Here is a 24,173-nt window from a genome sequence, read left to right on the forward strand (position 1 = left end):
TCCGTCTCATGATGACACGCGGATCGTCTGTCCTACGGTCATCGTTAAAATAATTACATAATCGCCCTGAGGCGTAAGCTCTGCCTTGGCTTGTTCATGTCCTTCCACGCGTAGCGGATAAGCACTGCGAAGGGTAAGCGACTCACTTCGATCTGCCTTAATAACCGCTGAAGCAAGCTTGTTGTCCGTCCACGTTATGGCTACCGTATAACCACCTCTTGCACGAAGCCCTTCAACTCGACCTTGAGTCCAGAGTTCGGGTAGTGCCGGCAGTAAATGTAACTCGTTCAAGTGGCTCTGCAATAACATCTCCGCGATTCCGGCCGTACCTCCAAAATTACCATCGATCTGGAATGGTGGATGGTCATCAAACAGATTTGGATGTGTGGACCGGGCCAGCAACGTGCGCACAAACTGATGTGCCTGGCTGCTATCCAGCAGTCGTGCATACAGATTGATCAACCATGCACAGCTCCATCCTGTATGCCCGCCACCTTGTGAGATACGACGTTCAAGCGATACCCGTGCTGCTTCTACCAATTCCGGTGTGTGTACTCGATTGATCTGCTCTCCCGGATACAGTCCATACAGATGGGAGACGTGACGATGCCCTGGCTCGGATTCGGCAAAATCCTTAAACCACTCCAGCAATTGTCCTTCGCTTCCAATTCGGAATGGATAGAGTTTGTCCAGAGCCTCCCCCCACTCGCCCGCCAATGACTCATCTAGATTCAATTGCTTCGCGGCCTCAATACAGCGGGTGAACAGTTCACGAATTAACGTCATATCCATCGTTGAAGCCATGGATATACTGCGTGCCTCCCCATTATCTGTGAGAAACTTGTTCTCTGGTGAAGTGGATGGAATCGTGACCAGATAACCGTCAGGTCCTTCCACCAACCAGTCGAGACAGAACAAGGCAGCCTCTTTCATGATGGGATACGCACGTTTCTCAAGAAAACGCTGATCCCCGGTAAATTGGTAATGCTCCCATAGATGCGAGGTCAGCCAAACGCCGCCCATTGGCCAGAATGCCCAGCTCGCGTCTCCGCCTGTAGGTGTGGTGGTTCTCCAGATATCCACGTTATGATGCGCAGTCCATCCACGGGCTCCGTAGAGAATCCGTGCTGTTCTGCGCCCTGTATCACTGAGATCTGTCAGCATATCGAACAGCGGCTCATGACATTCACTGAGATTGCAGACTTCTGCCGGCCAGTAATTCATTTCCGTGTTGATGTTGATTGTGTAGTCACTATGCCATGGCGGCTCTACCTGATGGTTCCAGATTCCCTGCAGATTGGCAGGCTGGCTGCCTGGACGCGAACTAGCCATTAACAGATATCTTCCATATTGAAAATAAAGTGCCTCCAGTCCAGGATCTTGTTGCCCTGCCTGATAAGCCTGCAGCCGCTCATCTGTAGGTAATTCGGCGTTAGCCGATACCCCTAAATCAATAGAGACTCTGTTAAACAGCGCACTATGATCCTGAATATGTCGGTCACGAAGGCCTTCCACGCCATGTGTGATCGCTTTGGAGATCAACTCCTTGCATTCCTCTTCCAATACAGGATGATCCTTCAGAGGTAACACATCGTAACTCTCAAAGGAGGTAGCCGCTGCCAGATAGAAAACAACCTGGTCAGCACCCTGAATATGTAACTTGCCTTCCAGATTGGAGACCTTCACCTGATCGCCAGATGCCGTGAATGCTACACGGACAGCATAAGCCGTTCCCCGATCCTCTTCATAGAGGACGGATTCCGGGTGATCTCTGAAGTAATTGGACTCCACGTGACTTGGGCACCGACTGAACATGGTTAGTGCATCTCCCGAAGTCTCAACGCGATAAGGATGGGGACTGTCTAGCGTAACACTTACACTCACAGCGCCCTTCTGATCAGCAGTTAATGTGCAGACCATCAGATCATCCGAAGCACTGGAATACACTTCACGTACGTAACGAATTCCTTCCCATGAGTACGTCGTGGTTGCAATACCCGATTCCAGATCAAGTTCCCGTTCAAATGCATCATATGAAAGATCATCCAGACCTTCATGGTGCAATAGAAAGTGACCCATTGGCTGATAGGCCTCTACATCACGACCGAGCATTTCACGGTTTAACAAATCCTCAGCTTCACCATATTGTCCGGACAGGATCAACTCACGTGTCTGTTTCAAATACCGCTGGCTGCTGTATTGAATCGTATCCCGTGGAAATCCTGACCATAATGTATCTTCATTGAGCTGAATTCGTTCATCTGCTGCGCCACCGTACACCATGCCTCCAAGACGGCCGTTCCCGATGGGGAGCGCTTCTTCCCAGCGTTTTGCCGGTTGTTGATACCATAGACGATTGATTTTAGTTTGGTTATTGTGTTGGGACATGATTAGCTCCTGTTCCTGAATCAGCTGTATATTCCTTATGTCATAAAACGTTTTCGGTAAGTGCTTACAATAATAAAATTATATGTGATTTCAAAATTTGCGTCAATGCAAATCATCACATCATTACACAAAAAAAAGGCCCCATATAGGGCCCTTTCCTTGTTTAACCATGGATCACAGACAATCCATGTTATTTTACGTCTTTTCCTGTCCACAGAGAGACACGTTCCTTAACCCAAACCGTAAATTGTTTCTCCATTTCAACTGCACCCGCTTTGTCCAAATCAGCCAGTAAAGCATCATAGGTTGCATCAAAGTTTGCTGGTGTAGTCAGAACAGCTTCCGGAATCCGTTTACGGATGATATCCTGTGTTTTCTGGAACGTTACCTCATAGTCTGTACCGGAAGGTACGGACATGTTATACGCTGCGCCCCAATCCTTAACTGGCAGATCTTCTTCAGCCGGATAGAACTCTTTCCAAGTCGTGATACCGTAAGCTTTCAGTGTTTCTTTCTCTGCAGCTGTGTAACCAGCTACAATCTGCTCTGGGAAGTTCGTTGTGTAATAGTTATCCGTTGAATCTTTTACCCCATCACCGTATCTTGCGCTAAATACGTTGTACATCCCAATTCCTGTTTCCTTACTGAAATTGGAGTTGTCATTCGTTTTGCGGTCCTGAACGTCATCTGGAATCACGCGTTTACCATCTTCTACGTTGTAATGTTCACCTTCGATACCCCAGTTTCTCAGAACTTGTCCTTCATCGGAAGCAAGCCAATCCATGAATTTGATGATACGCACTGGATCTTTGGCCGAAGTTGTAATCCCGATGCCATAACCGTCAAATCCGGCTGGTTGGAACGTGTGATCCACAATTTCATCGTTAAGTGATACAGAGAAGTGAGCGTATGTGGCATCATCCTTGCCAGATGATTTAAGTGCGTTCTCCGCTTCTTGATAGTTCCACTCTTGGTCAATCAGACCGAGGACACGACCACTGGCAATTTTGGACTTGTATTGGTCATCCTTTTGAACAAATGCATCTTTGTCCAGTAGGCCTTCATTGTACATTTTATTCAACCAGCGGAAATATTCTCTTTCCTCTGGACGTTTGTAGTGCAATTTTGCTTCATACGTTTCAGGGTCAATGTAATATTCACCATCATCCGGTGCACCTGTTGCCTGGAAAGCTGGATTCGTTACCGTGATCATGATTTTCCAATCATCTGCATTTAATGTTAATGGAATGGTTGGTTGACCATCAATCGTTGGATGTTTTTCATAATAGGCTCTGAGTACATTCTCGTAATCCTCAAGTGTCTTCACTTCAGGGTATCCAAGCTCTTTCAATACTCTTTGTTGAATTTCGAATCCACCTGTAGCGTCAAACGTAACATTATCGACACCCATATTGGTTGGAATGGTATAGATCGCTTGATCTTCGAGACTGTATTTCAAACGGTTCATCTGTTCCCCATAGATTTTTTTCAAATTGGGAGCATGCTCCTCAATCAGATCCGTGAGATCCAGCATCGCGCCTGCATCCACAAGCTTAGATAAGTTACCTTTAGGGTAAATCATATCCGGAAAGTCACCACTGGCAGCCATCAGTGCAATCTTCTGGTTACCACCATCATTTACATCATATTCAGCTTCAATTGTAACGCCTGTTTGCTCCGTGATCTTTTTACCAACAGCATCTTGCATCTTGTTCCAGGTCGGACTAGCATCCGCTCCAAAGAACGTAACTGTAATGGGTTCGGTACCGCTGGACTCCGAAGTCTCTTTGGTTCCCGAATTCCCGCAGCCAGCTGTAACCAACATTGCACTTGCGAGCATCAACATTGCAAACGTCTTGGGTGTATTGCCTTTCATTTTGCCTCTCATTGTCTAGTTCCCCCTATTATTTATGAAGGTTTTATCTGTATAACAGGCTTTATGCCTGAGGATACCACTTTTTTTGAATACGCTTTCGAGTTCATTCATTCCGACGTTTTTAGTGAAGCTGACGTTTCGATTCTGTAAAAAGAAGATTATTCTTCTAACAGACGTAAAACGTTTTCGGAAATGAAATAAACCGCTTACTGAAAGTGCTTACATGATAGATTATACTGCTATCGCCACCTTACGTCAACAACAAAAAAAGCCCTTTTTCAAGGGCTTTTTTGCAATGAAAATCCTTAACTTTAATGCTTTGTTTTCAAGCTTATTTCACATCTTTTCCAGTCCACAGGGAGACACGTTCTTTCACCCAAACCGTGTATTGTTTCTCCATTTCTACTGCACCTGCTTTATCAAGTTCAGCCAGGAGACTGTCATACACGCTGTCAAAGTTCTCAGGTTTGGCAAGGATCGCTTCTGGGATCCGTTTGCGGATGATATCCTGTGTTTTCTGGAATGTTACGTTGTAGTCTGTGTCAGAAGGTACAGGCATATTATACGCTGCGCCCCAATCTTTTAATTTCAATTCGTCTTCGGATGGATAGAAATCTTTCCATGTTGTGATACCGTATGCTTTCAACGTTTCCTTCTCAGCTGGTGTGTAGCTTGCTTGGATCTGCTCTGGGAAGTTCGTTGTATAGTAGTTGTCTGTAGAATCTTTTACACCATCACCGTATCTTGCGCTGAAAATATTGTACAACCCAACTCCTGTTTCTTTCGTGAAATTGGAGTTGTCATTTGTTTTGCGTTCCTGAACCTCGTCAGGAATCACACGTTTGCCATTTTCTACATTGTAGTGTTCACCTTCAATACCCCAGTTTCTCAACACCTGGCCTTCATCGGAAGCGAGCCAATCCATGAATTTGATAATCCGTACCGGATCTTTGGCCGAAGTTGTAATCCCGATGCCATAACCGTCAAATCCTGTTGGCTGGAAGGTGTGATCCACAATGTCCTTGTTCAGGGACACGGAGAAGTGAGCATATGTGGCTTCGTCCTTACCTGCTGCTTTGAGAGCGTTCTCAGCTTCGCCATAGTTCCAGTCTTGGTCGATCAGACCGAGTACACGGCCACTGGCGATTTTGGATTTGTATTGATCATCTTTTTGAACAAAAGTATCTTTGTCGAGCAGGCCTTCATTGTACATTTTGTTCAACCAGCGGAAGTATTCTTTCTCCTCTGGACGTTTGTAGTGAAGCATCGCTTCATACGTTTCAGGATTAATGTAATATTCCCCATCATCCGGTGCACCTGTTGCCTGGAAGGCCGGGTTCGTTACCGTGATCATGATCTTCCAGTCATCTGCATTGAGTGTCAGTGGAATGGTTGGTTGACCATCAATCGTTGGATGCTTTTCATAATACGCTCTAAGAACGTTTTCGTAATCCTCAAGTGTTTTCACTTCTGGGTATCCCAGTTCTTTCAACACTCTTTGCTGAATTTCGAATCCACCACCTGCATCAAAAGCAACGTTATCTACACCCATGTTGGTTGGAATAGCATAGATCGCTTGATCTTCCAGACTGTATTTCAAACGATTCATCTGATCGCCATATATCTTTTTCAGGTTAGGTGCATGTTCCTCAATCAGGTCAGTCAGGTCCAGCATTGCGCCTGCATCCACCAGCTTCGACAGGTTACCTTTAGGAAAGATAATATCAGGGTAATCACCGCTGGCAGCCATCAAAGGTATCTTTTGGTCGCCACCATTGTTCACATCGTATTCTGCTTCAATTGTAACACCTGTTCTTTTGGTAATCTCTTGGCCCACTGCATCTTTCATGTTGTTCCAGCTTGGACTTGCATCTGCACCAAAGAATGTAAAGGTCACTGGAGTGGTTGTATCTCCGGAATCAACCGGCTTTTCTGAAGCGTTAGTTCCTCCTCCACTGCCGCTGCATCCTGCTGTAATTGCAAGTGCACTGGCTAACAGAAGCATTGCGAATGTTTTTGGTGTTTTGCCCTTCATGTGTAATCCCCCTTATGGATATTAATGAAGCTGTATATTTGTATAACAGGCTGACCTGCACATACCGTGACCAGATGAAACAAATGTAATTTTCTTGTTTTTATAACATTAGAAGCGTTTTCTTTAAAACGGTGAATGGATCTTCACACACCTTAATTTACTCGTCACCCTCTGGAATTCCCCTTGAATAAATGAGAATGATGTATGTTGTTTTTCTCTGATGTACGAGACAATGTAAGTGCTTTCATAATTGAATAATAATCGCTCCTATATCCCTTGTCAATAGTGAATTTATAAAATTGAAAACGTTTTTTAGAAAACGTTTTAGGTATAAAAAAGAACCCGGTTATCCGGGTTCTTTCTCGGTTTGAATCCATTTAATCGATAGCTTATTTAGTCTCTTCACCGCTCCACAATTGAACACGGTTTTGAACGAGTTCTGTGTATTGTTTCTCCATATCCTCTGCTCCTGCATTGTTCACTTCATCAATCATGCCATCATAGATGGCATCGAACTGCTCAGGAGTACTCAGGATGGCTTCCGGGATGCGTTTCCGAATGATATCCTGTGTTTTCTTGAAGATGACGTTGTAGTTGGAGTCACCTGGTGTTGGCAGATTGTATGCTGCTCCCCATGGTTTGATCGGGAACTCGTCTTCACTCGGGAACAGATCTTTCCACGTCGTAGCACCGTAAGCTTTGAGTGTTTCTTTCTCTGCATCGGAATATGCTGCCACGATCTGTTCAGGGAAATTCGTAGTGTAGTAGTTATCCGTTGAATCCTTCACACCGTCTCCATAGTGACCAGACATATTGGTGTACAGTCCAATACCCGTTTCTTTCTGGAATACGGCTGCATTATTGGTTTTCTGATCCAGAATGTCGGCAGGAATGACACGTTTGCCGTCCTTCACTTCGTACTGTTTGCCCTCAATTCCCCAGTTCATCAGCACTTGCCCTTCTTCAGAAGCCAGGTAATCGAAGAATTTGATCGTACGAACCGGATCAGGATTCGATGTGGTAATCCCTACACCCCAACCGGATACAAAACCTGGATCTTGGTAAGCATGATCCTTGATATCCTCGGACAGGGTTACCGGGAAGTGTGAATACGTTGCTTCATCCTTGCCCGCAGATTTCAGTGCATTTTCTGCATCGGAATAACCCCAATCCTGGTCAATGACACCCAGAACACGTCCACTTGCAATTTTGGATTTGTATTGGTCTGTTTTTTGGATGAAGCTGTCCTGATCCAGCAATCCAGTGTTATACATATGGTTCAACCAGCGGAAGTACTCTTTTTCCTCTGGACGTTTGTAATGCAGACTTGCTTCATACGTCTCTGGATCGATATAGTATTCACCGTCATCCGGAGCACCTGTTGCCTGGAAGGCAGGGTTCGTTACGGTAATCATGATTCTCCAATCATCCGCGTCCAATGTTAACGGGATTGTTGGCTGACCATCAATTGTTGGGTGTTTCTCTTTGTACGCCTTCAATACATTCTCGTAATCCTCAAGTGTACGCACTTCCGGGTATCCGAGTTCTTTCAGTACACGGTGTTGAATACCAAATCCACCACCTGCATCAAAGTACTTCTGGTCTACCGCATAATACGTCGGCAGCACATAAATAGCCTGATCTTCATTACTGTATTTCAACCGGTCCATGTAATTACCATACAGCTTCTTCAGATTGGGAGCATATTGGTCGATCAGATCTGTCAGATCGAGCATTGCTCCGGCATCCACCAGTTTGCTGAGTTCTCCTTTGGGGGAGACAATATCCGGATAGTCTCCGCTCGCCGCCATTAAGGATATTTTATCTTGACCACCACTAACGGCAAATTCACCGTTAAGGGTTATCCCTGTTTTTTCCGTAAGGACTTTACCTACTTCATCCTTCATGCCATTCCAGTTCGGACTGGGGTCAACGCTGAAGAAATCAAAAGTAAGTGGAGTTGTCTCTGCGCTTGTATCCTTGAACGACGTATCACTGCCGCTTCCTCCACCGCAACCTGCGAGTAAAGACATTGCAAGCACTGGTGCCAGTGCAATCTTCATTTTGGAACTTGCCATAATGGTAATCCTCCCTGTTTCATATGTCTGTTTGTCCGGGACTTTTTTGTCCCTGTCTATAGCTTCATGAATACCACACCGCAGCCCTATACGGTGAAGCGCAGACCAAATGGCTGCGCTTCGGGTATCCTGATGCTTCATTTGTTTGTAGATGTACGGCCGCTCTATGTGGCAGCCTGTACCCAATTGTTTAACCTTTTACTGCGCCCAGTGTCATACCGCCAACAAAGTACTTCTGAAGGAATGGATATACAATGAGGATTGGAACCGTTACAACGATCGTAATCGCCATTTTGATCGATTCCGGTGAAATCTGTGTCATTTGCTGTGCCATATCATTGGCATTTCGTCCAGCACCTGAGCCTTGCTGCGTACTTTGCAATACTTTCATCAGCTCATATTGGAGCGTGGTCAGATGTGCCTTTGAACCATTATACAGGTACGTATCGAACCACGCATTCCATTGACCTACAGCCAGGAACAATGCGATGGTAGCAAGCACTGGTTTACACAGTGGCAAGATGATTCTGTAATAGATTGTAAAGTCATTCGCTCCGTCCAGCTTCGCGGATTCCTGCAATGAGTATGGCAGGCCATCAATGAAGGAACGGATGATGAAGACGTTAAATGCACTGATCATGCCAGGCAATACATATACCCAAAATGTACCGATCAGGTCCAAGTCACGCATCAGGATGTATACCGGAATCAGACCACCGGAGAAATACATCGTGAGTGCGAGTGTTGTGGATACAAATTTTCTAAGTCCAAAGTCAGGTCTGCTCAGTGTAAAGGCGATCATGGATGAACTGATCAATCCGAGCACGGTACCTACAAGTGTACGCAGAATGGAGATCTGCAAACCTTGTAGCAATCCATCATATTGGAAAATCGTTTTGTAATTCTGTAATGTGAATTCGCGAGGCCACAAGTAAATTCCGCCACGTACTGTATCTGTCGAGTTATTGAGTGAGATGGCTAGTACGTTAAGGAATGGATAAAGTGTTACAACCAGCACCATGGTCATCGCGAGGATGTTGAATATATCGAACAGTTTATCGCCCCGAGTAGCATTGAATGCTTTGTTCGCCATAATGTCGTCCCCTCCCTACATGATGCTTTCTTTTGTGAATTTTTTGAACAAGCCGTTCGCAGTAAACAGAAGGATGATACTGACAACGGAGTTGAATATACCTATGGCTGTACCATATGAGAATCGTCCCATATTCAAACCATAATTGAGCGCGTATAGATCAAGTACTTCCGAGTAGTCTGTGACCAGACTGTTTTGTAGCAAAAATTGCTTCTCGAAACCGATACTGATCAGATGTCCAATTGACATGATGAAAAGTACGGAAATCGTGGTCCGTATGCCAGGCAGCGTGATGTGCCACATCTGTCTCCAGCGGTTGGCTCCATCTACACGGGAAGCTTCATACAGCTCATTGTCGATACCTGTAATCGCCGCCAGATAGATGATGGCATTCCAACCGGTTTCCTTCCACATATCTGAAGCGGTTACAATGTACCAGAACAAGTTCCCCTTGGCCATGAATTGGATCGGCTGATCGATAATGTTCAGTCCTACCAATAGATCATTGATAATCCCGCCATCGGTGGAGAGCATCTTGGTGATAATACCTGCCACAACGACCCAGGATACAAAGTGAGGCAGATATGATACCGTTTGCACGGCACGTTTGAAGAACATGCCTCTCATTTCATTCAAGAGAATAGCGAAGAATATCGGTACGATAAAACCGACAACCAGTCCCATCAAACTCATTGCAAGTGTATTTCGAAGTACCAGATAGAAACGATCATCACTGAACAGCTCTACAAAGTGTTTAAAACCAACCCACTCTTGATCACCAAACGATCTGGCAGGTTTATAATTTTGGAAAGCCATCGTCCATCCCCATAGTGGCAGATAGTTAAAAACGAAAACCCAAGCTACGAATGGCAATGACATGAGATAGAGATATTTCTGCTGTTTCATTCTGTCCCAAATTCCGTTCCGCCGATTCTTTAAAGGCGGTTTGGGGTCACTGCTTCTGTTCGCGGAAGCGGATTTTTTTGTTAGCGTTTCCATCTCCGTTCCCCCTCCTCTGTTTTATAAAATAATCATACCCGATAGAGCGTTTTCAAAATACCATCTGGATTTTAGAGAAAATCATATAAAAATTAGATATAGACATATATAATCAGACATTAATTCGTTAAAATCAGTGATATATTCTACTTTTAAATGAAACAAAAGTTATATTAAGGTAATATATTATCTAAATTGGTAAATTTCGAAAACGTTTTATAGAAATCGTTTACTTCAAACTGATTGCATACAAAAAGGACCCTTTCGGGTCCCTATAATTACAATGTGAATTGAATCGTTTGCAGTTTAACGATGCCGAGTAATTGCGCTACGGATATGGAGGTTGCTGGACGGAATTGATCTCCATGCAGATACGCAAGTATCTCCTGAAATAAAAAGGCGACTTCTGGACGCTTCATTAAAGCCAGGTTGGCAAACGGAAGTGAGGATATCAAAATCTTACCCTTCCCTACTTTTGCCTCAAAGGCATAAGCGAGTCGTTTGGCCCGATGGAAATGGTCCACCACTTCGATCAGCGGCTCCACCCCGGGCAACGTATCCAAACCTATCGCTGGTGTACCGTTCACCAAGTGATACCAATGCCAGTCCGAAGCCCCATCATGCGGGAAGGACCCTAGTAGTGCTAGCTGTTCTCTCAAATACATGCCCATCGTTGCACCAGGCTGTGTAGCAAACATCAGGTAATTCCAGAATACAGGCAGATACTTGGTCTTCACTGAATCATATAACCCTTCTGCGGTTGACTGTAGCCAAACACTCCCCCCGTTGACCACATAATCAACGACATTGGGTGTTAACGACTGAACGATCACCAAGTCAATCTCCCGATTTTTCAACAACTGAAATCCATCGATGCGATCTACGCCATCATGTTGTGCTTCCCCGAGAAGTGGCTGCAGCTCTGCCACGGTATTCCAGAACCGATTCGAACCCGGATGAGACTGATAAAAAGGAAACGACCAGCCATGCCATACATTCGCTACAGTTCTTTCCAAATCGCCTGATATCAACTCCGCCTCAATCCGAAAAGCCGCTGCTGCTTCCCGAGGTGCTGTAGCGACGATGCTTCCCAGTGACATGACGGACCCACATTGGATATCTCCGGTCTTCCATTCTCCTTCAGTGAGTATCACATCATCGCTTATTAACCTCCACTGAATGAGCGCGTCCTCAAGCGGCTCCTTACCGTAGTGAGAGATGCGTACATCGACATGAATGGATTCTCCGGCGTAAAATGTACGCTCCTTGCAGCTTAATAACAGCACCACATCTGCGTTGAAACGCATGAATTCTTCTGGTGTTGTAATGCCTTTGTCATCCCAAAATACATCAAGAATGCCCGTCGTAGCATGTCCCTGCCCTGGAAAATCGCGAATGTCCAGAAGCTGTACCCCCGCAGCGTCCGGTGTTCGCCGAATTCGCTCCATGGCTTCTTTTAAGGAACGTACCAGATGGGTACCACTGACCTGTTGAAAATGCTCGAGGTCCTCCATCATTCCTTTGTTAGTTAACGATTCTTCGATCGGTCGTAACCAGCTAGGACGCAATACGCCAGTATACTTGGCTCGCTCTTGGGGCCGCACATACATGGTGTACTGTGCATGTTCGTGCCCAATGACGGGATGCTCCGCAAGCCGGGTGACTGCATGATAGTCCAGCGTGGTATCCGGCACAGCTGAGTATGCGGATTCCAGGGGGGGATGCCAGTTCAACGACTGGATATAATAATCACCTTCCCGCCCTTGCGCCGGAAGTTGTCCAAAACCTGTATTGTCCGTATATAACCGGGTTGGGTCGATATCCCTTGCCCTCGATACCCATGCATTGAGTTCAGGGTGACCATTCGGGCCAATGAGTTCATTCCCCATGGAGAACATGACGAATGAAGGATGTCTATGCAGCGACTGAAGCAACCCGTCCAGTTCTTGTGTCAGATAGGACAATACTTCAGCTGGCGCAGACTGATCCGATTGCTCAAAGAAACGAGACCAATGGGGAAGTTCTGCCTGTACCAGCATGCCGACTTCATCAGCCGCCTCCCAGAAAGGCTCCGGCGCGCTCCACCCATGCAGTCGGACATGATTGAAACCATACGATCTGGCGATTCGAAACTGCTGAAGATAATGCTCCTTGTCCCAGACGGGATAACCCGTCAGTGGGAAGATACAGCAATCGACGTACCCACGCAGATATACTGGTGTCCCATTCAATTCAAGCTGCTTCCCGTTTGTTGCAAAGGAGCGTACACCAAATGATTGCTCCAGTCGATCCAGTTCCTGTTCACCTTCATGGAGACGGATCACTGCCTTGTATAATTCAGGGGATTCATCCGACCATTTTGCGATAGACTTTTCTGTTCCAAGTTCCAATTGCCACTGTTCTATTACAGCGTTGATTTCAGTTAAACCTGCTGAGCTTATATCCACATGTGATGGATCACTCAGATTCACATTACAACTATATCGATTAAGCCATGTGCCGTCCGGATGCTGGATATCCACATGTAATTGCATTGATCTAGCCGATTCATTTGCGGGAGCGCTTACAGTACAATCAACCAGAATGGTTCCGTTCTCAGCATCTGGTTGAATACGTAACGTCTGTAATCGGCAGGGAGGCATACTGTCCAGATAAACACCACCTGTGATTCCCCCCCAGGCTGTGGCCGTATGCAATGAATGAATATGGCTACCCGCCAGCGGAAGTTTCATCGTATTATCCACGCGGATCTCCACACGATTCACTTCTCCCTGCTTCACCAGAGAAGTGACATCCCACTTCTGTTGATTCACCAGACTATCCTGCTGCCCGGCATACTGTCCATTGATCCAGAGATGCGTTGTCCATCGGACACCTTCCAATCTGAATACATAGTGGCATCCGGGATCCTCTGATGGAACATGGACATCCTGAGCATACCAGGCTGAGCCTTCATACTCGCGTACCTTTGTCCAGGTATCGAGCCTTTCGTATTCAGGCTCATCTCCGTATCCTTGCTCTTCCCATGAACCGGGAATCTGAATGGTCTCCCATGATGTGTTTTCACACTGTGATGGCGGTAATATCTCTTGTTCAACGAGTTTATCGGACTCCAGATCCAAACAAAACTGCCATGTTCCATTTAAGTTCAATGGTTGACGTACAGCGCCTATATCAGATACATTCATATCGTATAGCCATCCCTTCAACTGGATTCTTGTAAATCCAGTCTAAAATGTGAAACATTCCGTGACCATTGCTTATCATGGGAAGTGCATGGACAATATGATGAATCTGGGAATTTCTCAGCAATACCGAAAACGTTTTACACAATAGGCAAGGGCTAGGCCCCGCACTCCATACTTATTCCTCGTTTATATCCGTAGCCGTTCCTTTAATTGATGATTGGTTTCTGGCCTGTTTGTACGCGGAAGGGGATTCACCTACATACTTCTTGAACTTACCGTGGAAATAGTCCACGTTCGCATATCCCACTCTGGCCGCAACCTGATGGACCTTGAGTCCTTCATCCAGCAATTCCTTGGCCTTTTCCATACGGACCTTGTCCAGAAATACATTAAAGTACTCTCCTGTATGGTTCTTGAACAACTTGCCAAGATAACTACTGTTATAGTTGAATACTTCAGCAAGTACCTCCAGCTTGAGATTTTCGCCAGGGTTACGCTGGATAAATTCAATCATCTGTTTTAATACAGTATCCTTACTTCCTCCACCCATACGTTGAATAAGTCGATTCAAATGTTCCGCTGCCATGACTTTGAGGTCAGACATCGTAAATTGATGATAGACTTCATTAATCAGAACCGAATGTTCCTGCATAATGGAGTGCATATGTTGATTCGTCGCTGCAAGCTTGTTGAACGCCAGGGAAAATACCTGTGAGAACGCCGTCTTGATCGCTTGCTCTGTTCGGTGATATGGAACCAGGCGCTCTTCCATCTCACCCAGTACTCGCATAACGGACTCACTACTTCGGATGTCTAACGCATAATACAGCTTGTCCGCAAGTTCGTCCTCAACTGGCTCATGGGCTCCGTCCACAGCTTCAATTTCTGGCTTAACAACGCTTTCGCTGCCTTCATTCCACAAAATGATGCGTTGCTCCGTGAACAAGAAGCGTTCCCCGAGTAAACGATTCGCCTGTGTGTATGACCGCGCAATTTCAGAAGTGGAATGTACAGGTTCTCCCGCAGCACCGTACATGTGAACCTCCCATTCTCCCAACAGTCCTTCCAGCTCATCATACAGATTTCTTGCAGAAGACTCGGATGTGATTGTTTCCTTACTTAACAGCCCCAGACCTGAATGGAACGAGAATACAATGCCTCGGTCTTTATGGTCAAATGCTTCAATCAGTTTGCGTTTCATAACACTTCCCCGTTGCAGGTCGGGGGCTACATGCAGCTCCAGCAGCACAATCTGATAGTGAGGCCAGTGCAGTCCCAAGCTATCTTCTTCCATGCTACCCGCACCCTCCAGACTGTCAAAGAGCAAAGCCTCGATCTGATGCTCCCGATAGACGGTATCTTCACCAGCATGACGTGCAATTGTCTCCCGTTCACGGGTCAGGATTGTAGCAATACGCTCCAGTTCACCAATAATCTCTTCTTCATCCACCGGTTTGAGCAGATAACCATCCACACCAAAACTGATGGCTTTTTTGGCATAATCAAAATCCGCGTAACCACTTAATATCAAAAAGTGCGAATCCGGATGATTCCGGCGGACTTCTTCAATCACATCCAGCCCGGTCATACCGGGCATACGAATGTCAATAATCGTCAGATCAGGCTCCAATTCCTCAAACCGGGAGATGGCCTCACGCCCGCTGGCAGCTGTAGCGATGACCTGGAATCCGTATTTTTCCCACTCGATAATGGTTGTCAGTCCCTCACGTATGCTCGGTTCGTCATCCACCAAAAATACTTTATACATGTTGGTCCCCTCCTGCTGGCAAAGTGAAAGAAACCTCTGTTCCTTCCCCATATACACTCTTAATCTGTAATCCATACGGCTCGCCGTACGTCAATGTTAAGCGTTGATGTACATTACGCATGCCGATCCGACTCTTCTCCTGTTCCTCCGGTCCACAGATAAACTGCATCACCTCAGCCAGTCGTTCTGGCGTTATGCCTGCACCATTGTCATCCACACGGATCTGTACAATGTTCTCAACTAAACGAATACTTATATGAACACGGACTGTCCCCTCTTTGTTCTCCAGACCATGGACAATCGCATTCTCAACCAAAGGTTGAATAATCAAAGGCGGAATGTACATCTTCTCCACCTCGGGATCGATATGAATCTGGAATGCGAGGCGATCGCCGTACCGGAATTTCTGAATTTCCAAATAGGAACGTACCATTTCTAGTTCAGCCCGGAAGGTTGTTTTTCCACTGCCAATCTCCAGACTCTTGCGCATTAGCTTGCCCAACAGCCTGACGATGTTGGCAATCTCTGCTTCCCCTTTGATATGGGCTTTCATGCGAATGGACTCCAATGCATTAAACAAGAAATGGGGATTGATCTGGCTCGCCATCATTTTCAGTTTAATCTCTTTTTGTGCGATTTCCAATTGATTGTTCTGTTCGGTCGCTTCTACCACCTGCGTCATGAGTTCATTGATACTTTTCACCATATAGTTGAACTGTCTTGATAGTTGCCCAATCTCATCATTTCCATCAATCCGTGAAGTCACGTTCAGGTCTCCTAATGCAAGCTTGTTGAGGTGTTTACTCAGCCGGAGCAATCGGTTCGAAGTGAGGAACGAGATGATATATACGAATAGTAGGGCGATCACCAGCACCAGTATAATAAAAATCATGCCAATCAAGCTGACGGTGTTGGCGTCTTTGACGATATTTTTGGTGGCAAAAACCGAAATCACCTTCAGGCTATTCATGCTCGATCCAGGGCCCAGCTCATCAATAACAATATTAGATGGTTCCCCCCGGAAATCACCCTCTATGGTGCCTTTCGCCTGATTCTGCAGATCAACGCCAAAATCAAGCTCATCCAGCGTTTTACCCACCAGCTCGGTATTCTTGGCTGCAACCACATACCCCTGCTCGTCCGTAATCATCGTCTCGAACTGTTCCTGACGTAGCAATCCGTTCAGCTCATCCTGATTGATCACAATCATCAACACGCCCTCTGTCCGATACTCGGCAAAAGGTACTTTGCGCACCAGGCTGAGCTTGTGTACAGGATTATCTTCCTTGTCTGGGATGTAGAACCACCCGATGCTGGTTGTTTTCAATGCCTGTTGGTACCAGTAACTCTCTTCCGTCTGCTTGTCTACCGGAATGAATTCGAGGTTGTTGATCAATGTTGGGTTAGTTGAGTAAAAGCGAATGCCGGCTATCTCACGGTACAAACGCCTGTATTCCTGAAAGTCTTTGTATGCAAGATACGCTGAGGTTAACTCCACAACGCTCTTGTACCGCTTATTCACGATCTCCTTGAGATCCGCATTAAACATTAAAAGATTGGATATATCGGTTGGTACACGCAGCATGGTTGCTGTCTGGCTCTTGATCTTGTCCACATTGATGATCGTCTGTCCTATCGCATTGTCCAGGGCTTGCTGGCGAAAATAACTGGTCACAGCAAGACCAACAATCAGGACCGGAATCATGACAACCAGTACATAGGAAATGAGCAATTTATGCTTTAATTTGAGATTATTGGTGGTTCGTATCAGCCTTTTCAACATGTCTGCACCTTCCGTCATCTGTATAAGCGCTTACATATAAACAGCAGGATCAGGATGCCCTGTCCTCAGAATTAATCATACCACATAACCGCCAGAATTCGGATTGTCATTGCAATGGGTAATATATTGCCAGGCCTACAAGCCAGCCTACCTCTAGTAGAAGAGGCCGCCATTAACATGGCGACCAGGCTTACGGAATTATTTTCTACTGACAGAAGTTTAGCGACTCCTAGTTGGACGGAATCTATATCCTTTGGCTCATGGGCATCTGGAACCTTGTTCAACATCCAGCCTGACTTTACTTACGAACTGTTGATGGGTTAGAAAAGCCAAAAAGGCACTCCCACGATTGGAAGTGCCTTCTCCGTATAAGATTTACTCATATGTGTTAAGGACGAGGTGTACTTACCCCATTGAGGATCAGTTTAGGATGAATATCAGCGTTCAGCGAAGCAGAAACTGCACAATATTTTTCCTCAGCCATCTGGATGGCTTTCCAGATACGATAATCCGGGATATCCCCATCGACTTTGAAGATCAGATCAATGGATGTGAAGCCTTTGGGCATCTCTTCACTTCGTGTGCCTTGCGCTTCAATCTCAATCGATTCAATTTTGTCCAAAAATGCGTCCAGAATCATCGTAATATCGATTCCCATACAGCCACCGAGACCCGCCAGTAACAATTCCATCGGGGTAGCTCCCTTGCTGTCACCACCATAAGCAGCAGTGGCATCCATGCCAACGGCGTAGCCAGAGGGTCCTTCGGAAGTAAACGCACGTTTGCCTTTCCATACGGTTGTTACATTCATGATGTTATCCTTCTTTCTTAAAATTCAGTAATCTGTTGCAAGAAACGGCGAGTGCGTTCTTGCTTCGGCTGTTCAAAGAACGCCTGTGGACTTGCTTCTTCCACAATCGATCCATCCGCCATAAAGACGATTTTGTTCGCCACATTACGGGCAAACTTCAATTCATGCGTCACAACCAGCATCGTCATACCTTCCTCTGCCAGCTCCTTCATGACGGAAAGCACTTCTCCGACCAATTCAGGATCAAGAGCTGAAGTGGGCTCATCAAACAACATCACTTCCGGCTCCATGGCAAGTGCACGTGCAATGGCAACCCGCTGCTGTTGTCCACCGGACAATCGGGATGGATACGCATCCTGCTTGTCCGACAAGCCGACCCGATCCAGCAGAATTCGGCCGCGTTCAGCTGCTTCGTCCCGTTTGATTTTTTTCACCGTAACGAGACCTTCCATCACATTACCCAGCACTGACTTGTGCGGATACAGATTGAATTGCTGGAATACCATGCCGGTCTGGCGACGAATCTCCAGTACCCGGGCACGCTGGACTCGCAGCGGATCTGCGCTGTTGACCACAATGCCGTTGACTTCGATCTGTCCTCCGGACAGCTCCTCCAGCCCATTCAGACAGCGCAGTAAGGTACTTTTGCCTGAACCACTTGGGCCGAGCAATACAACAATATCTTTGGCATCGACATGAAGATCGATGTTCGTAAGTACTTCATTTTGCTGAAAACGTTTGGTAAGTCCAGTTGTTGTAATCATCGGTTCTCTCCTCCCCTCAGTAAGCCCGGGCCAACCGGCGCTCCACTTGTTCCAGAATGGCCGAGAAGCCGATACTCATGATCCAGTAGATCACACCGATGGCCAGATAAAACGGCATGTTCAATGCATATTGTGATACCAGCAGTTGTGCTGACCGTAATAACTCGGTGACACCAATCGCCGCCACAAGTGATGTTTCCTTCAACATGCCAATGAAGGTGTTACCCATCGGCGGGATGGCAATGCGCACAGCCTGCGGGAAGATAATCCGTCTCATCGCTTGAGCCGGGGTCATTCCCGTTGCATATGCAGCTTCGGTCTGTCCTTTTGGTACAGCCTGAATGGCTCCACGGAACGTCTCCGACAGAAACGCTCCTGCATTCAGACTGAGTCCCAGACATGCAGCCGTGAGTGATCCCAAGGTCACTCCATAATCGACCAATCCGTAATAAATGACGAATAATTGCACCAGCAGCGGGGTTCCCCGCATGATGGATACATAAAACCTTGCGATCAACCTAAGCCACATCGGTCCCTTCAGACGAGCAATGGCAACGAGCACTCCAATGATGAACGCAAAAAACATGGAGATCACAGTTACATACAGCGTATAGTAAGCCCCCTTCAGAAAAAAGGGGATATTCTCAAATACCAGTTCCATGGGTCAAATCTTCCCTTCGCCTTGCAGGTTCGTTATTGCGCAGGCTCTTCACCAAACCATTTTTTGAAAATGGTATTGTACGTGCCATCATCTTTCATGCCTTTGAGAGCATCATTCAGTGCTGCTACGAGTTCCGGATTGTCTTTACGAACAGCAATACCTGCCTGGTCACTCTTAATCGGTTCACCTACAGCTTTAATATTCAACCCGTTGGCATCCACAATCGGTTTCAGTGCATACATATTGTTAATTGTTGCGTCAATCCGACCAGCATTCAGATCTTTGAGTGAAGAGATGACATCGTCATAGGTTTTAATCGTGAAGTCTCCCACTTTTGGCAATACTTCATTGCGCAGATATGATTCATCATTTGTACCCAAACCTACGCCAATCGTTTTTCCTTTGAAGTCTTCCAGCTTGGTAATATCGTTATTATCTTCTTTTACAATAATTTTAACTTGGTTCGTAATATACGGATCACTGAAATCCAGTACTTTCTTACGATCATCGGTAATCGTCATCTGGCTGATAATGGCATCCAGCTTTTTGGCTTGCAGACTTGGTGTCAGACCGGAGAACTCCTGAGATACAAATTCAACTTCAACCCCAAGACGCTTCGCAACTTCACGTGCAATATCAGCATCGTAGCCGTCCATTTCTTTCTTATCGTTCAGGAAGTTGTACGGTGCGTATGTGCCCATCATGCCCACTTTGATAACGCCAGCCGACTTGATCTGCTCCAATTCATTACTTGCCTGTGCACCATTTGTGCTTCCATTGTCTGTTGCCTTACTTCCACAAGCACTAAGTACCAGCACGGTCATCAGCAGAATTGCTGTCAAAGACCAGCCTTTACGAGTTTTCGATCCATATGTTTTGTTCATTACGTTAACTTCCTCTCAGTCGTGTATTAATCTGGATGTGCATTGGGTTAATTTATTGTGACTAAACCGCAGTTGTACCCATTATTCCCTGCTATTTGTTTAATCATGTGAATCTTACGAGCCTAATAGTCCGTAAAACTCAAAGCTTGCTGCCTCAGCTGCCAGCGATGAAGCTGTCATGGCTGAGAACTTGCTGTGCAACTCATCGGAACCGAACAACCAGCGTGTTATCATGCCTTCAATCATGCTTACCAATAGCGCTGCTCGAAGCGGTACATCCATGCCCTTAGGCAACATGCCGAGCTCGATGGCACGTTCCATATTGTGACGAAACGCAGTTTCCACAGCATTACGTGTCTCCTCGACCAGGCGTTGTACGGATTCTTCCGTCACGATGCCTTTGAGCAACAGTTCCATAAAATAGCGATTCTGCGCGGCAAACAAAAACAAGTCAGTGAACAGCCTTTCCGATGCTTTCACCATATCTTCTACCGATCCTGCATCCTTGCGGTACCCTTGTCCGATCGCCTCAAGCAACTCCTCCTTGCCCGTTAAGACAATCTCCGAAGCAATGGCTTCTTTACTCTTGAAGTGCCAGTAGAACGTCCCTTGCGCCACACCAGCCTCGCGGACGATATCGGAAATTTTCGTCTGATGGTAGCCTTGGGTTGCAAAACGCTCCATCGCTATGCGTATTATTTGGTCCCGCCGTTCTTCACCGGGTTCCAAACCGTTGATTTTGGTCATTCATGTAACCCTCCCGATTGATCAGTCAGTCAGTTAATTTATATCCTATGGGATAACTAGGTTTTTGTCAATATAGTTTTAAACAAATGGTTACAAGTATAAGTTGAAGTTGAGTGCATTTGTGATCATAATAGGTGATAGCCTTGTTCAAATGAACAGGCATGGTCAAGCAGGACAGCCTATGCTGTCACCTGCATTTCAAGGAGGAAGAGAATTGGATATTATATCATCCATTATTATGGGCATCATCGAAGGTTTGACAGAATTTTTGCCCGTATCCTCCACTGGACACATGATCCTGACTGCCCATTTGCTCGGTTTATCAGAGGACAACGAGTCAGTCAAAACGTTTGAGGTGGTTGTTCAACTCGGAGCTGTACTTGCTGTTGTAGTACTGTACTGGAACAAATTCATTGATATGTTCCGCTTCACTGGAGGGAGCAGACCTTACTCCCGCCGCCTCAATCTGGGACATATCTTCCTGGCGATGGTTCCTGCCGTAGTCATCGGACTTGTATTCCGCGACTGGATCAAAGCACATTTGTTTGGTCCGGAAACAGTGCTGTACAGCCTCGTTATAGGTGGTATATTGATGATCGTGGCCGAACGCTGGAGCCGTAAGAGTGAACGAATTACAACCCATGATGTTGACGATATCTCTTACAAACAGGCATTCACGGTGGGTATATTTCAGATCTTGGCATTGTGGCCAGGCTTCTCCCGTTCCGGGTCAACGATCTCAGGCGGTCTCATTGCAGGGGTAAGCCGTGTAGCCGCTGCGGAGTTCACATTCCTCGTGTCTGTACCAATTATGATTGGTGCTACGGGATATGACCTTTACAAAAGTATCGATCACCTGAACAGCAGTGATTTCCCAATCTTTGCGATTGGATTCATCGCTGCTTTCATCGTCGCCATGCTTGCGATCAAGACGTTCCTGTCCATTTTGAAAAAATTGAGCCTGACCGTCTTTGCTGTATATCGCTTTGTCTTGGCAGCCGTGTTCTTTATTATTTTGATGTAAGCATTACAACTCAAGTAAATAGAACGGCAAAATCAATGGCGGCCTCACTTTCCCTTGGGAAGTGAGGCCGCCATATTTTATATTCTGAGCTACGTTTCTGTTGCTTCACGATTCTGTAACGGCTTCAGAGACAGGAATATCTGTAATTAGAAGAAGTTTGACCCTTCATTACTTCCTTCTCTGCCGGATTGGATCATGGGTGATGCCGACTAGGTTTACTATGTATTATGGACATCCATATTTATGTTCACTTCTGAAATGCAGGCTGGCTAGTACCACTCTTTTACTTGAATGTTCCGGTGTTTCTTTCGACTCTTTAATCTCTCACGCAGATTATATCTATTCTCCTTTTGTTCCTGCAGCAGTTGTTTTACTCCAATCATCAACAATCGATATCTCCGGTCGTCATTGTGACTTAATTGGTGCATTTCCTCAAAAATTTCATTCTTCATATGGGTCTTGTTCACTCCAAATATTCAGTTTGTTCTCACAGTATACATGGGAGCACTGAACAAATTCTAAACAAGCGTTGTTTCTCCACTTCGAATGCAGATTTGAATACACATCATGCGTGCTGGAATGAAGCAGAAAAACCCTTCCTGTCGCGTGACAAGAAGAGGTTTCCTTAGCTAAGTTAATTAAACAAACTGCTGAGCCTTCGTTCGCTTAAACTTTGGATTCAAGCGTCTCCAGATACTCGGAGATTTGAGCAGGTGTTTTAGCCCATTTGCTATGCAGATGTGCGATTTTCTTGCCGTTCTGGAAGACGAGCAGGCTTGGAATCCCGCGTACACCATTCTCTTCGGCAAAAGGCTGGAACTTCTCTGCATCCAGGGCATAGAAGGTTTTGTCCGTATGTTGGTCGATAACATCCCCGATAAAACGATCCAGGTTTTTGCAATCCGGACACCAGGTTGTATCAAATTTAATGACGGTAAAACCATCAGAGTTGATTGTATCCAAATACTGCTGTTCACTTTGAATTCTTTCCATATGTCTTCTCTCCCTTTTATGTTCCTTTTTTGGCTGATCTTCATTGTACCTTGTATAGTTACAATTGAAAATAGGCTGTACCGAGTTAACGATGCTGCTTGTACAGATTAGCGGGACTAAGCTCTCGTATTTCCTGAATTTCCGCAGCGGTGAGTGCAGGCGAATTCGAAGCAGCAATATTGTGCAGCAACTGTTCTCTTGAACTGGCACCAGGGACAACAGCTGCTACGGCAGGATGGGATAATGCGTAGCGAATAGCCGTCTGAGCCATGCTCCGTTGATCCGTAACAAGACGACTTAGCCCTTGCCGAATGGTATATAGTTGCTCTGGTGTGTAGTCCAGATAACCTTTGTCTGCCTTGGCAGATCCAGAATCGGCTAGCACACCGCTAGCTACGGGCCCACGGGCAATTACGCTGATCCCCTTTTGTTCCAACAAAGGCAGCACTTCTTCTTCCGCTCTGCGGTCAGCAATGCTGTACTGGTTCATCACACTGACGATGGATGCCCTCTTTACATAATCCCGAATCACATTGGGACGAATGGAGGAAATTCCGTAATATCGGATAAGTCCTTCCTTCTTCAGTTCCTCAAACGCTTCAATCGTCTCTTCGATGGGGTCGTCCAAGGTCCCGCCATGCAGCTGATACAGATCGATGTAATCGGTCTGCAGACGCTTCAGACTTTCATGTACAGCCTGCTTAATGTAGGCTTTGGACGGGTCCCATGACCAGCCCTCTTTGCCCGGCATACGACGATTACCTACTTTGGTCGCCACAATGACTTGGTCCCGACGCCCTTTAATAGCTTGTCCTACAATTTCCTCATTACGCCCTGCGTCGTACAGATCAGCAGTATCCAGCAGATTGACTCCATGATCCAGAGCCTCATGAATCAGGCCCATAGCATGCTCCATTTCAGTTCCAAGTGACATACATCCCAGCCCAATCTCAGACACCATCAGTTCGGATGTACCCAGACGATTTTTCTTCATATTGCATCTCCCTTCATACGTTCTGCAAGTATCCATTGTATCATTCTTGCTGACAAAAATCGCTTTACACACAAAAGCAATGGACTG

18 protein-coding genes are annotated in these 24,173 nt (G+C 46.0%); 1 reads left to right on the plus strand and 17 read right to left on the minus strand.

The genetic code is table 11. The features are described from left to right. Positions 1 to 6: 6 nt before the first annotated feature. The 14 genes from MKZ13_RS26605 to MKZ13_RS26670 all read right to left on the minus strand — a co-directional run bounded on the left by MKZ13_RS26605 (position 7) and on the right by MKZ13_RS26670 (position 21,075). On the minus strand, positions 7 to 2,388 hold the full coding sequence (locus MKZ13_RS26605; protein WP_221820753.1) for a glycoside hydrolase family 95 protein: 2,382 nt from the start codon (positions 2,386 to 2,388) through the stop codon (positions 7 to 9). A gap of 190 nt (positions 2,389 to 2,578) precedes the next feature. Further along, on the minus strand, positions 2,579 to 4,264 hold the full coding sequence (locus MKZ13_RS26610) for an ABC transporter substrate-binding protein (protein ID WP_026081466.1): 1,686 nt from the start codon (positions 4,262 to 4,264) through the stop codon (positions 2,579 to 2,581). Between the two features lie 331 nt (positions 4,265 to 4,595). Continuing rightward, positions 4,596 to 6,299, minus strand: a complete 1,704-nt coding sequence (locus MKZ13_RS26615) for an ABC transporter substrate-binding protein (RefSeq protein WP_339179487.1) — start codon at positions 6,297 to 6,299, stop codon at positions 4,596 to 4,598. Positions 6,300 to 6,688: 389 nt separating this feature from the next. Continuing rightward, positions 6,689 to 8,377, minus strand: a complete 1,689-nt coding sequence (locus MKZ13_RS26620) for an ABC transporter substrate-binding protein (protein WP_339179489.1) — start codon at positions 8,375 to 8,377, stop codon at positions 6,689 to 6,691. Positions 8,378 to 8,567: 190 nt separating this feature from the next. Next, entirely contained in the window at positions 8,568 to 9,470 is a 903-nt protein-coding gene (locus MKZ13_RS26625) for a carbohydrate ABC transporter permease (RefSeq protein ID WP_127546605.1), read from the minus strand. A 15-nt stretch (positions 9,471 to 9,485) separates the two neighbouring features. Continuing rightward, entirely contained in the window at positions 9,486 to 10,469 is a 984-nt protein-coding gene (locus tag MKZ13_RS26630; protein WP_127546607.1) for a sugar ABC transporter permease, read from the minus strand. 278 nt (positions 10,470 to 10,747) lie between these two features. Next, positions 10,748 to 13,657, minus strand: coding sequence for a sugar-binding domain-containing protein (locus MKZ13_RS26635; RefSeq protein ID WP_339179492.1), 2,910 nt, complete (start codon positions 13,655 to 13,657; stop codon positions 10,748 to 10,750). Between the two features lie 175 nt (positions 13,658 to 13,832). Beyond that, positions 13,833 to 15,425, minus strand: a complete 1,593-nt coding sequence (locus MKZ13_RS26640) for a response regulator transcription factor (protein WP_339179494.1) — start codon at positions 15,423 to 15,425, stop codon at positions 13,833 to 13,835. Next, the gene (locus MKZ13_RS26645; protein ID WP_100529851.1) at positions 15,418 to 17,208 is read right to left on the minus strand and encodes a histidine kinase; all 1,791 of its coding nucleotides are present in this window, start codon (positions 17,206 to 17,208) and stop codon (positions 15,418 to 15,420) included. The genes MKZ13_RS26640 and MKZ13_RS26645 overlap by 8 nt, the downstream gene beginning before the upstream one ends. A 388-nt stretch (positions 17,209 to 17,596) precedes the next feature. Then, a complete protein-coding gene (locus MKZ13_RS26650) occupies positions 17,597 to 18,019 on the minus strand; it encodes an OsmC family protein (protein WP_017692209.1) in 423 nt (140 codons plus the stop codon). A 17-nt stretch (positions 18,020 to 18,036) separates the two neighbouring features. Beyond that, the gene (locus tag MKZ13_RS26655; RefSeq protein WP_221820738.1) at positions 18,037 to 18,783 is read right to left on the minus strand and encodes an amino acid ABC transporter ATP-binding protein; all 747 of its coding nucleotides are present in this window, start codon (positions 18,781 to 18,783) and stop codon (positions 18,037 to 18,039) included. Positions 18,784 to 18,799: 16 nt separating this feature from the next. Then, positions 18,800 to 19,444 carry an amino acid ABC transporter permease gene (locus MKZ13_RS26660; RefSeq protein ID WP_017692207.1) on the minus strand — a complete coding sequence of 215 codons (645 nt, stop codon included), beginning with the start codon at positions 19,442 to 19,444 and terminating at the stop codon, positions 18,800 to 18,802. Between the two features lie 32 nt (positions 19,445 to 19,476). Then, positions 19,477 to 20,328, minus strand: a complete 852-nt coding sequence (locus MKZ13_RS26665; protein WP_221820733.1) for a transporter substrate-binding domain-containing protein — start codon at positions 20,326 to 20,328, stop codon at positions 19,477 to 19,479. 114 nt (positions 20,329 to 20,442) lie between these two features. Then, a complete protein-coding gene (locus MKZ13_RS26670; RefSeq protein WP_221820732.1) occupies positions 20,443 to 21,075 on the minus strand; it encodes a TetR/AcrR family transcriptional regulator in 633 nt (210 codons plus the stop codon). Positions 21,076 to 21,256: 181 nt separating this feature from the next. Between MKZ13_RS26670 and bacA the strand changes: the two genes are divergently transcribed. Beyond that, positions 21,257 to 22,099 (plus strand): undecaprenyl-diphosphate phosphatase, encoded by an 843-nt coding sequence (gene bacA, locus MKZ13_RS26675; RefSeq protein WP_339185456.1) that lies wholly within the window; start codon positions 21,257 to 21,259, stop codon positions 22,097 to 22,099. 269 nt (positions 22,100 to 22,368) lie between these two features. Here bacA and MKZ13_RS26680 read toward each other — a convergent pair whose 3' ends face one another. From MKZ13_RS26680 to MKZ13_RS26690, 3 genes are all read right to left on the minus strand, one after another. Continuing rightward, positions 22,369 to 22,551 (minus strand): hypothetical protein, encoded by a 183-nt coding sequence (locus tag MKZ13_RS26680; protein ID WP_074096490.1) that lies wholly within the window; start codon positions 22,549 to 22,551, stop codon positions 22,369 to 22,371. 214 nt (positions 22,552 to 22,765) lie between these two features. Then, positions 22,766 to 23,092, minus strand: coding sequence for a thioredoxin family protein (locus MKZ13_RS26685; RefSeq protein WP_017692202.1), 327 nt, complete (start codon positions 23,090 to 23,092; stop codon positions 22,766 to 22,768). Between the two features lie 85 nt (positions 23,093 to 23,177). Next, positions 23,178 to 24,086, minus strand: coding sequence for an aldo/keto reductase (locus MKZ13_RS26690; RefSeq protein ID WP_339179501.1), 909 nt, complete (start codon positions 24,084 to 24,086; stop codon positions 23,178 to 23,180). Positions 24,087 to 24,173 lie beyond the last annotated feature (87 nt).

This window comes from Paenibacillus sp. FSL R5-0701 (assembly GCF_037973995.1).
In the GTDB taxonomy this organism is placed as follows: Bacteria; Bacillota; Bacilli; order Paenibacillales; family Paenibacillaceae; genus Paenibacillus.

What these genes read in the sequence shown, in the direction of transcription:
- MKZ13_RS26605 (WP_221820753.1), bottom strand. Translation starts at nt 2,388, where the DNA reads ATGTCCCAACACAATAACCAAACTAAAATCAATCGTCTATGGTATCAA.
- MKZ13_RS26610 (WP_026081466.1), bottom strand. Translation starts at nt 4,264, where the DNA reads ATGAAAGGCAATACACCCAAGACGTTTGCAATGTTGATGCTCGCAAGT.
- MKZ13_RS26615 (WP_339179487.1), bottom strand. Translation starts at nt 6,299, where the DNA reads ATGAAGGGCAAAACACCAAAAACATTCGCAATGCTTCTGTTAGCCAGT.
- MKZ13_RS26620 (WP_339179489.1), bottom strand. Translation starts at nt 8,377, where the DNA reads ATGGCAAGTTCCAAAATGAAGATTGCACTGGCACCAGTGCTTGCAATG.
- MKZ13_RS26625 (WP_127546605.1), bottom strand. Translation starts at nt 9,470, where the DNA reads ATGGCGAACAAAGCATTCAATGCTACTCGGGGCGATAAACTGTTCGAT.
- MKZ13_RS26630 (WP_127546607.1), bottom strand. Translation starts at nt 10,469, where the DNA reads ATGGAAACGCTAACAAAAAAATCCGCTTCCGCGAACAGAAGCAGTGAC.
- MKZ13_RS26635 (WP_339179492.1), bottom strand. Translation starts at nt 13,657, where the DNA reads ATGAATGTATCTGATATAGGCGCTGTACGTCAACCATTGAACTTAAAT.
- MKZ13_RS26640 (WP_339179494.1), bottom strand. Translation starts at nt 15,425, where the DNA reads ATGTATAAAGTATTTTTGGTGGATGACGAACCGAGCATACGTGAGGGA.
- MKZ13_RS26645 (WP_100529851.1), bottom strand. Translation starts at nt 17,208, where the DNA reads ATGTTGAAAAGGCTGATACGAACCACCAATAATCTCAAATTAAAGCAT.
- MKZ13_RS26650 (WP_017692209.1), bottom strand. Translation starts at nt 18,019, where the DNA reads ATGAATGTAACAACCGTATGGAAAGGCAAACGTGCGTTTACTTCCGAA.
- MKZ13_RS26655 (WP_221820738.1), bottom strand. Translation starts at nt 18,783, where the DNA reads ATGATTACAACAACTGGACTTACCAAACGTTTTCAGCAAAATGAAGTA.
- MKZ13_RS26660 (WP_017692207.1), bottom strand. Translation starts at nt 19,444, where the DNA reads ATGGAACTGGTATTTGAGAATATCCCCTTTTTTCTGAAGGGGGCTTAC.
- MKZ13_RS26665 (WP_221820733.1), bottom strand. Translation starts at nt 20,328, where the DNA reads ATGAACAAAACATATGGATCGAAAACTCGTAAAGGCTGGTCTTTGACA.
- MKZ13_RS26670 (WP_221820732.1), bottom strand. Translation starts at nt 21,075, where the DNA reads ATGACCAAAATCAACGGTTTGGAACCCGGTGAAGAACGGCGGGACCAA.
- bacA (WP_339185456.1), top strand. Translation starts at nt 21,257, where the DNA reads ATGCTGTCACCTGCATTTCAAGGAGGAAGAGAATTGGATATTATATCA.
- MKZ13_RS26680 (WP_074096490.1), bottom strand. Translation starts at nt 22,551, where the DNA reads ATGAAGAATGAAATTTTTGAGGAAATGCACCAATTAAGTCACAATGAC.
- MKZ13_RS26685 (WP_017692202.1), bottom strand. Translation starts at nt 23,092, where the DNA reads ATGGAAAGAATTCAAAGTGAACAGCAGTATTTGGATACAATCAACTCT.
- MKZ13_RS26690 (WP_339179501.1), bottom strand. Translation starts at nt 24,086, where the DNA reads ATGAAGAAAAATCGTCTGGGTACATCCGAACTGATGGTGTCTGAGATT.